This is a genomic window from Bifidobacterium sp. POST2/T3 (B1) (assembly GCF_058197115.1).
In genome coordinates, this window is sequence record NZ_JBVPQK010000094.1 from 1 (window position 1) to 8611 (window position 8611).

An 8611-nucleotide genomic window follows, 5' to 3' on the forward strand; every position below is an offset into this window, starting at 1 on the left:
TACGGGGCTATGGCGCAGCTGGTAGCGCATCTGCTTTGCAAGCAGAGGGTCGCCGGTTCGAATCCGGCTAGCTCCACTTTGGAACCTTAAAAACTTTAGATCTATGAGGTTTCTATATACCGTTTTATTGCTTTGACTGTTGTTACACATAATTGCGACAATTTCTGCTCGATTCAGAGCGTTATCGCGAACTTGAGTAACCGCTATAAAATAAGGAAACAACCAAATAAAGCCTGCGTAAGGAGGCATCAGTCAGCATCATACGCACGCGGAGGCCGCATCAAACTGGGTGTCATAAGGAGCGAAGACAGCTAAAGCATCGCTTGACATCAGCTAGTCTCTTCATCAATTTCCTAAGACTTGAACGATAATCCAAAGAGTCTTCATCTGGCCTTTTCCACCTGTATGCTTCCAACGCATAGGCTAGAGAATTTACTCCACTCATCCATTCAGTTTGATCTCGAAAGCGCCCAGCGACTAAAACGTAATGCTCGCAAGCCGCATACAACTGCATCGAAAGATCTATCATTCACTCAGTATGCTCATGCTTCGTACTTCTGTTAACCAAAACCTAAATTATAAACACGCAGAACTAAAGCTGCTATCGCAGCAAATGTTGTAGCAACAGCACTCAACGCTCCTAATTCCAATTCATGCCAACCAGACTAACTCATAACCATATAGTGAAAAGATAAAATCTATAGCAATGCGCGGCGATAAACTAATCGTACGAAAACGCCAGAACCCCTAGAACAGAGCTTTTAAATTACACTAGTGCCTGCAATCCCGACCACCAATGAAATGTACATATGTGAATGTTTTTAAATTGATACACATCGCAGAATCTAGTATTAAGACTAGCTATATAGCAAATAAGATATTTTAATACTGAGGTATAATCTTTTATATATAATCGACGCTAATCGACGCACCACTCAATTGAGCAGATCTACATACATGTAATACTGATTCAATTTCTTTATTTCTTATCGCGATCTATTCCTCCCAGCTCATCTATAGATACAATGTTACCTTGCTCGTCTCGAGGGACTTTCTTGAAGTATCCGGGGACCTGATTAAGAAATGCCAGAGCAAAAACAAAAAGAATCAAAGAAGGGACAATCAATAGACGTGCCCAACCTAGCCCAACCCATCCTTTATAAAAGAGAACGGCCATTCCATATAAACAGCCACCACCAGCAACTAAACAAAAAATAGTTAGTCCCCAGGCTCTCTTTCCTTTTCCATGCATAGCCAATTCCTGTACGCGTCTTTCAATATCCTTCTTAAGGAGTTGCTTTGCTTTAGACTCGTCGGGAAGTTGCTCTGCAATCTTCAAATCGCGTTCTATAGATTGTCTCGGATCAATCCTGAAATGATTCTGAAGAAAAGGCCCCAATATGGCTGCCAAGCCAGCTATAAGCGCAACAATAATTTGAGTTTTCATCATTTATAGTTTATAAACAACCTAAAAATTTAAGCAAATCCTGGCGTATCAAAAAAGAAACGGGCCAATCTGTCATAATTGAACTCTCCTTATAACACAGTACCATTGACCCGCTACTCCAGAGATGAATCTGTATTCCATAAGCACATGAACCCGGTACCATCTGTAATAAGAAATAATTCAGCAATGGAGGAGCCTATCTTTGCCGTTGTATATATGCGGCCAAAGAAGTTAACTGATTCACACCATTGGCCTTAAGCTATTTAATCATGATCCTACATAGCTGTCCTATAAAATGGCACAAACTGGCAGAAAATAATCAGATTCAATACTGGTAGCTTGAAAGATTGAGGTACCTGCACTCTCTGGATGTCCTTCATGTTTAGCCCGTACTAGCAGAAGCTAACTTTTAACCAGCAATTCGAGTATGAATGACAGCGCGGGGGCACATCTTCTCGTCCTCATCAGTACACTATTGTTCACATAGTACCAACACCGTCTCTTTCTATACCCAATAAAAGAGCATGAACCCGAGTAACAAAATAGGTAGAGAAACGAGAATATGCGTAAAACCCTGATACCAAAACATATAGCTCTCTTGTTTATACTCATTGATAATAGGGTGAAGACATGTAAAAGAGGATGATTCTTAATCTAAAAAGTATTGGAACTTAGTATCAACATACAAATCGTTACCTTCCCAATGAGCAATACCTGGAGTGCTACCTGTAGTACCCGCCCATGTAGGATGACCACAGTTGCCACCCTTGGGGGCTGACGTGTTGCCTTCGTCGGGAGTGTGATGGTTTCTACTGCCGTTACGGGAGGAAGTGCGATAACCATTACCGCCTAGGCGCAGGAGCACTATATCCCCACCAGTATTAGAGAAAGCCCTTGCAGCAGCCTGGGCCCGTGCGGCGTCCTGAGCAGCCTGGAAATTCGCTTGGGCTTTGGCCGAGACTGCATCATTCACTGCCTTGACCTTGACATCAAGTTCAGCATTCGTACCAGAAAAAGCCTTAAGAAGTGACTTCCTGTTCTGAAGGGTCTTCTTAGCTAATCCCAAAGCCTTGGTCAGATCGTTGCGCTTCTGGTCACCACCACACTTTGTCGTCGGAGTCAGCCAAGACCTTATCTCCGGTCCCGATAGCATCAGAAAGCAGCCTATAATACGATTGGGAAGTGGTGACAGCAAGTACATTGGCCTTGAGAACCTTCAGCCTCGACTTCATCTCCGAAGTCTGGGTGTTTAAAGCTTCGGCAGCTTTTCCCAATTCGTTGGTAGACGCATCCCCGGTCAAGCCGGTTTTCATATCTACCGTCTTGCTGGAGGCCGGATTGACGGTCTGCACGCTCTTCGCCATTGACTGGACGGTCTTCGCGTTGCTGAACTGATCATCCATAACTGCCGAAGCGGACTCCGCTTCGTCAGATGCGAGATATTTGCGATATTCGCTGACCGCTACCTTGTAGGACCTGGCCGCCGACTTGTAGGAGGCAAAGGCCCAATCAAGCTCTTGCACAGAATGACGATGCCACCATATGCCCACCACAAACGACAGCAACTACCAGCACCAAGGCAGCTATGATGATGAGCCAGCGCCTCTCACCGCTGCTCCTATCAGTACTATTCTCGGTTTTCTCCACAATTGCCCCTCTGCTCTTCCCACGAACCCACAGCCATTGTCGGCAGAGACCCCTTCAATCCGACTGAAGCATAACCGAGCTTGCGCCAAATGCCCTGCTGTGCTCATTATGTCATGCATACATGACCATGAAAACATGACATCCTATTTGTATTGAACTTATGAACAACATTGATTTGGCCTGGAAGGACTACACCCGAAAACTCGGCACCAATATCGCCAGATCACGCACCGCCAAGGGATATTCCCAAGACAGGGTCGCGGCCGACGCGGGCCTCTCGCGCTTCACCTACTGGAAACTCAAACGCGGGGAATCGAACCCTGACACCCCCGCAAACCCCAGACCTCCGCTACCGATAGCCTCAGACATGTATATCAGGACAGTTCACAAGCCGTCAAAGCCAGTCTACTTCAAAACTCAAACAACACAATCCGAAAATCCTCAGCAAGAACCACCACCTCCACAAATACGGCTACTTGAAGATCAGAATAGGGTTAGTCTCATTGCCGCTACCCGCAGACTAATACGGTATTAGAAACCTGAATTGACGATTATTGCAATTCTTTCGCCTGATAAAAGCCTGACTTGCATAAAAAGTCTGACTTTTTAATAGGACTACATGCCAGCTAATTGCACAATTTCTACTAACACCCATCCATTTCTTACTCACAGTTATGCTCGCGAAGAGAACAAATCTATTACGGCAGAAAATAACGAAGCAGCATAGGCTACATGATGACAGTACTAAAAGAAGCTTTTTACTTGCGGTAAGTTATGCCTATTTGATTTCCTATTTTTAACCGCCTGATAATCGGGTGTACCTTGATTAAGGTGCCTATATCAACAGACTCAATGAGGCTAACGGGTGATAGCTATGTTTAATTGGCTCAATAATTATGCCGACTTAATTCAAGGATTTGCTGCTATAGTCGCACTTTTCATTTCAATTGGAAGTAGCTCTATAGCATGGTATCAAAACAAAAAACAGCTTGCTAAAGCGCAAGAAGAGCTCAATCAGAGCAAATACCAAATTGAAAGGGAATCCGCCAAGAAGGTAAGTGCCTGGTACGCCGGAGGCGCAGATAAAAAGAACGCAAACCGTGAAGGCATGATCATAAGCAATTTATCTGAAACACCGATATACAATGTTTCTTTAGAAAAATCTATGGGTGGGCCGATGAAACGTGTCGCGTTGCTTCCGCCCGGCATGTGGTTCTTCGAAAAGGGAAAAGAAGAGACCCATCTCGGTACAGATAAATGGAAAGACCCTGTGCAACTAGTCAAGGATCTTGAAAGCTCGACCGGTTACTGCTTCTGGGAGGCATATGGGGCTAAAATCCCAGTCAAGACAATATTGAAGTTCTCTGAATCTGATGTAACCCTCTGTTTCAGAGATAACAACGGGCGCGACTGGGTGAACGAAAACGGCAAGCTAAGGTAAGCACAGGAACGACCACACTCGTTTATCCACACATATGGAGTGACTAATGACAGATAAAATACTCGCTAAACGCGTAGGTGGAAGCTGCATTTACGATCTGGGGTCAGCACCAAAAGATAAATACTGCTTGGTTGATAGTGCCCCTTGCAAAGCGACAATCGCTGACCCTAAGCAAATGGCGCTTTTTATCTATTGTGACCGTTCCTATGTATGCATTGGTTCACAGAGCGAATCAGCCGATAACTCAGGAAATCAGCGACTCCAAGAGCTAGTCGCAGAAAATAATCTGAATCAGACTCACCGGTTATTATTAGTCACCGGAAAAGCGATTACCAAAGACTCAATCTCATTTATTGAATCTGCTCTGGTCGAAGAACTTGCAGATGCTGATTGGTCACAATCAAATTCAGATAAAAAACTCGACATCATTGACAACTTACCCACGTCCCAGAATTTCGCATCTAGGTTTGAAAATTTGATTCGCACTTTCGTGTCGAATTTCCACATGTGCGGCCGCAAAGCCGAAAAAGTAAACGCTAACGATACGTATAACTTTCCCGACGAGACGGCAGAAATCTTGAGTTCAATATGGAATGTACTCCATGAAGTCGGATGCTCCAATAAAACCATACCAGACGGCATTCGAGACCTATTGATCAGCAAGTACTCCCCTAGACTCAGACTCGACTCAATACAACAAAAAATTCTAAATAATGTTGTTGAAAACTCAGATAATAACCACATTATTCTTGGCGGGGCCGGAACAGGGAAAACCTTACTGCTCTTTAAAATTGCTGCCGAGCTGGATAAGCGCGCACAAACAGTAACCGATAGAGACGATCCCGCTAACGGACAAATCGCCCTTATTTTTCAAAGCAATTTTGAAAATGAAGGAGCAGACGTAGAAGAGCGGTATCATATGGCCAATGTAGGGATATACAATATAGGCTCTTTCACCGCAGATATCGTTAAAGCATTAGCGGATCCCACCAAGGATATTCGCTACAGCACCATTCTTGTAGATGAAGGACACGGACTTCCTAGTTTCAAAGAAGGCAAGTACGGGAAAACCAATAACGGCTTTCGCACTCAATGGACAAAAGGTTATAAAACCATTGACCAGAATGGCGATACCATAGATTTTTCTCTTTCAAAGTATTTCAATAGTGAGCTGCCAGGGAAATTGAAATATAGCGGTGAACCAATCACAGACTATATTGATTTATTCCATTACCTTAAGCTAACCGGCAGAGTCAGAAATGTTGTGATTTGCTATGACCCAGATCAATGGGTATACAGCGGTTCCATCGGACGGGAATCTGATTTTCAGTTTACTGATACAGAATGTAGATATCACGACATACAATTTATGCCTCATCGTCTGGAGCATCAGTACAGAATCAGCCCCCAAGGCCAAAACTTTGATTCAGGCACGGATTTCGTCAAAGGGATTCGATATTTTCTACAGCTCGATACCGACAGCAACTTCAACCGTGAAGTATTCAGAACAAAAGACGACGATACTGATGCCTATTTCGGCATTGTCAACTCGATACAGGAACTATTTGATTATATTGACGAAAAAAAGAAGCAGCACCCTGGATCGCATAATCGAGTAGTAGCAGGCTACACACATAATTGGCGCAAGAAAGAACTCGGGAAAAAGGTCTGGTTCGACACAGATGAATCTGGCCGTACAGTCAACGGCTGGGCCTGGAACGACACATATAAGGATTTCGTATACGACGAATCTTCCGAAGAAAAGCATAGACACCAGGTAGGATCCATATTCGCCGTTCAAGGGCAAGATCTTGACTTTGCAGGGGTAATAGTTGCACGAGATATTGGATATGATGGACAGCATGTACATGGGATACCCGAAAATTACAAACACATAGCAGGTAGCATTCCTAAATATGAAAAAAAGCAGTATGGCGTCGAACATTACAACCAAGCTGTTGATCAACAAATACGCGGAATCTACTACGTCTTACTGACTCGGGGCATTCATGGCGTTAGGGTCTTTTTCCAAGACAAGGCCCTCGAACAGCATTTCAAGGATGTTATGGGTATTCATTAAGCAGTTAACAGCTGCAGCGAGCTTTGAAGCCGCACCCAGGGCCCCAAAACTCGTGAATGCCGTGATGCCTATAGCCAGGGTAAAGGGCGGCATCAACCTAGGTTTTGATGAATTAATATTGTTCTTATTGCAAATCAGTCACAGTACCGAAGACTTGACTTCCCAAACCTTGACTTGACGAGGAAGCCCGCGATTAGAATGGTCTGCCCTTTGATTAGCTGATATAGTCGCCGATCTGCATCGGTAGCTATATAGCATGTCTAAAAATCTGCACCAGTACTTATTGATTCTCCCACTCATAGGGGAATCATACAGAGACTAGCCTTCCATCCTGCAGTGTCAGCAACCGGTCAGCTCGGGCAAGGACCGAGGGTCGGTGAGAGACGATCAGGCAGGTACGGTCGCCCTTCCGCTCAATCAGCCTGGTCAAGACACGGCCCTCCAAGAGAGCATCCATGTTGCTGGTGGGCTCGTCCAGGAGCATGAAGGGCGCCGAGCTCAGGAAAGCGCGAGCCAATGCCACCCGCTGCCGCTGCCCTTCGGACAGGTCCGAACCGTTGTCGGCAAGTAGATGATCCAAGCCATCAGGCAGCTGGTCGATTAAATCATCCAGACAGGCATCATGGGCCGCCTGCTCAATATCCGTCCTGCTGGCATCGGGCCGAGCCAGGGCGATGTTATCCGCCAGCGTGAGACTGAATATGTAAGTGTCCTGGCTCACCAGAGCCTGCTGGGCACGCAGGTCGGCGGTGCGGATGGTCTCGATAGGCAGGCCGGAAACCGTCAGGTCCCCGCCGCTACGCTCCTGGAACCGCATCAGCAGGTCGATCAAAGTGGACTTGCCAACCCCGTTGGCCCCCTGGATGCCGATCAACTCGCCAGGTTTGATGGAAAGATCCAGATTATCCAAAACCGAAGTCCTGCTGCCATGCTTACCTGAGTCATTCTTGCCTGGGTCAGTCTTGCCAGCGTATGAGAAGGAGACGGCCTTGGCCTCTTCTTCAGTGAACTCCTCCAGGGAATGCCCATCATCGGATTCCACCTCACATACAGGCGGCTCCTTGTCCAGAAGCGGGAAGACCCTTCGAGCGGCAGCCAAAGTAGGCTGCAGGCCAGCGCCTAGCCGAGCCACAGGTATCAAGGGAGCAAAGGAAGAGAGGAAGCCGACCAGCCCGATCATTCCCCGGGCCGGATCCACCAACCCTGCCGAACCTAGATGGCAGGCCATCAGCGTGAAGGCTCCGGCGCAGATCAGAGTGACCACATTGGTGACCATATCGTTGGCGATGGTCCGCTCAGAGGTGCGCCCGCGGGCATCCAACATCTGGTCGGTGGCGGCTCCCACTCGATGGCGGGTATTGCCAAGAGCCCCCAATCCAGCCAGTTCGGTGCGGCCCTGCAGGGTCTCCAGAAGCAGGGAGTGCAGGCTGGCCTGGGCCGTCCGCTCCTGCATGGCCACCTTGAAAGTGGGCCTGGCGCTCAGGATGGGGATGAGCAGGCCGACGATCAGGTAGGAGACCAGGGCGGCAAGTCCCATCCAGGGTGAGAGCCAGGTGAGCAGGGCCAAATTGGCCAGAGAGGTCACCAGGGCGATGGCGATGGGCGAAAGCGTATGGGCGTAGAAGATCTCGAGCAGCTCGATGTCGTTGGTAATCACTGTCACCATGTCTCCGCGTGCTTGGTCGCGCAGGTCGGCCGGGGCAAGGGACCGCATCTTGTCGAAGACCGTCGTGCGGATGTCCCGGAGCATGCTGAAAGCCATCTCGTGGTTGTAGTACTGCTCCCCATAGGCCATGACCCCACGGCTGAGAGCAGTCAGGACCGCCACCAGGGCCCAAATGACCCACTGGCCATTCAACGGAGGCCAGTCCGCGACCAGGCCGATCAGGGCCGCTGCGGCCGCCATCATGCTCCAGACTGCGAAGAGGTGGCCCAGGCTGCCGCAGAGGATGGCCTTGCCCTCCGTACCGGCCAGAGGCTTCATCAGCCGGGCCAT

Annotated in this window: 6 protein-coding genes and 1 tRNA gene; 3 read left to right on the forward strand and 4 right to left on the reverse strand. The window is 47.6% G+C overall.

The window, feature by feature from the left end; translation table 11 throughout:
• Window positions 1-3 precede the first annotated feature (3 nt).
• Window positions 4-76 (forward strand) — tRNA-Ala (locus AC0AP0_RS06030).
• A 903-nt stretch (window positions 77-979) separates the two neighbouring features.
• Here AC0AP0_RS06030 and AC0AP0_RS06035 read toward each other — a convergent pair.
• The 3 genes from AC0AP0_RS06035 to AC0AP0_RS06045 form a co-directional block, all read right to left on the reverse strand.
• Window positions 980-1450 carry a hypothetical protein gene (locus AC0AP0_RS06035; protein ID WP_144178631.1) on the reverse strand — a complete coding sequence of 157 codons (471 nt, stop codon included), beginning with the start codon at window positions 1448-1450 and terminating at the stop codon, window positions 980-982.
• A 646-nt stretch (window positions 1451-2096) separates the two neighbouring features.
• Entirely contained in the window at window positions 2097-2513 is a 417-nt protein-coding gene (locus AC0AP0_RS06040; protein ID WP_144178633.1) for a hypothetical protein, read from the reverse strand.
• Between the two features lie 28 nt (window positions 2514-2541).
• Complete coding sequence (locus AC0AP0_RS06045) at window positions 2542-2970, reverse strand: hypothetical protein (protein WP_144178635.1); 429 nt, start codon at window positions 2968-2970, stop codon at window positions 2542-2544.
• Window positions 2971-3959: 989 nt separating this feature from the next.
• Between AC0AP0_RS06045 and AC0AP0_RS06050 the strand changes: the two genes are divergently transcribed.
• Window positions 3960-4535: a hypothetical protein gene (locus tag AC0AP0_RS06050; protein WP_490429717.1), complete on the forward strand. Its 576-nt coding sequence runs from the start codon at window positions 3960-3962 to the stop codon at window positions 4533-4535.
• Window positions 4536-4581: 46 nt separating this feature from the next.
• On the forward strand, window positions 4582-6615 hold the full coding sequence (locus AC0AP0_RS06055) for a DNA/RNA helicase domain-containing protein (protein WP_490429718.1): 2034 nt from the start codon (window positions 4582-4584) through the stop codon (window positions 6613-6615).
• A gap of 307 nt (window positions 6616-6922) precedes the next feature.
• On the opposite strand, the gene AC0AP0_RS06060 is transcribed toward AC0AP0_RS06055, so the two are convergent.
• Window positions 6923-8611: amino acid ABC transporter ATP-binding/permease protein (locus AC0AP0_RS06060; RefSeq protein ID WP_490429719.1), on the reverse strand; the 1689-nt coding region annotated here is incomplete at its 5' end.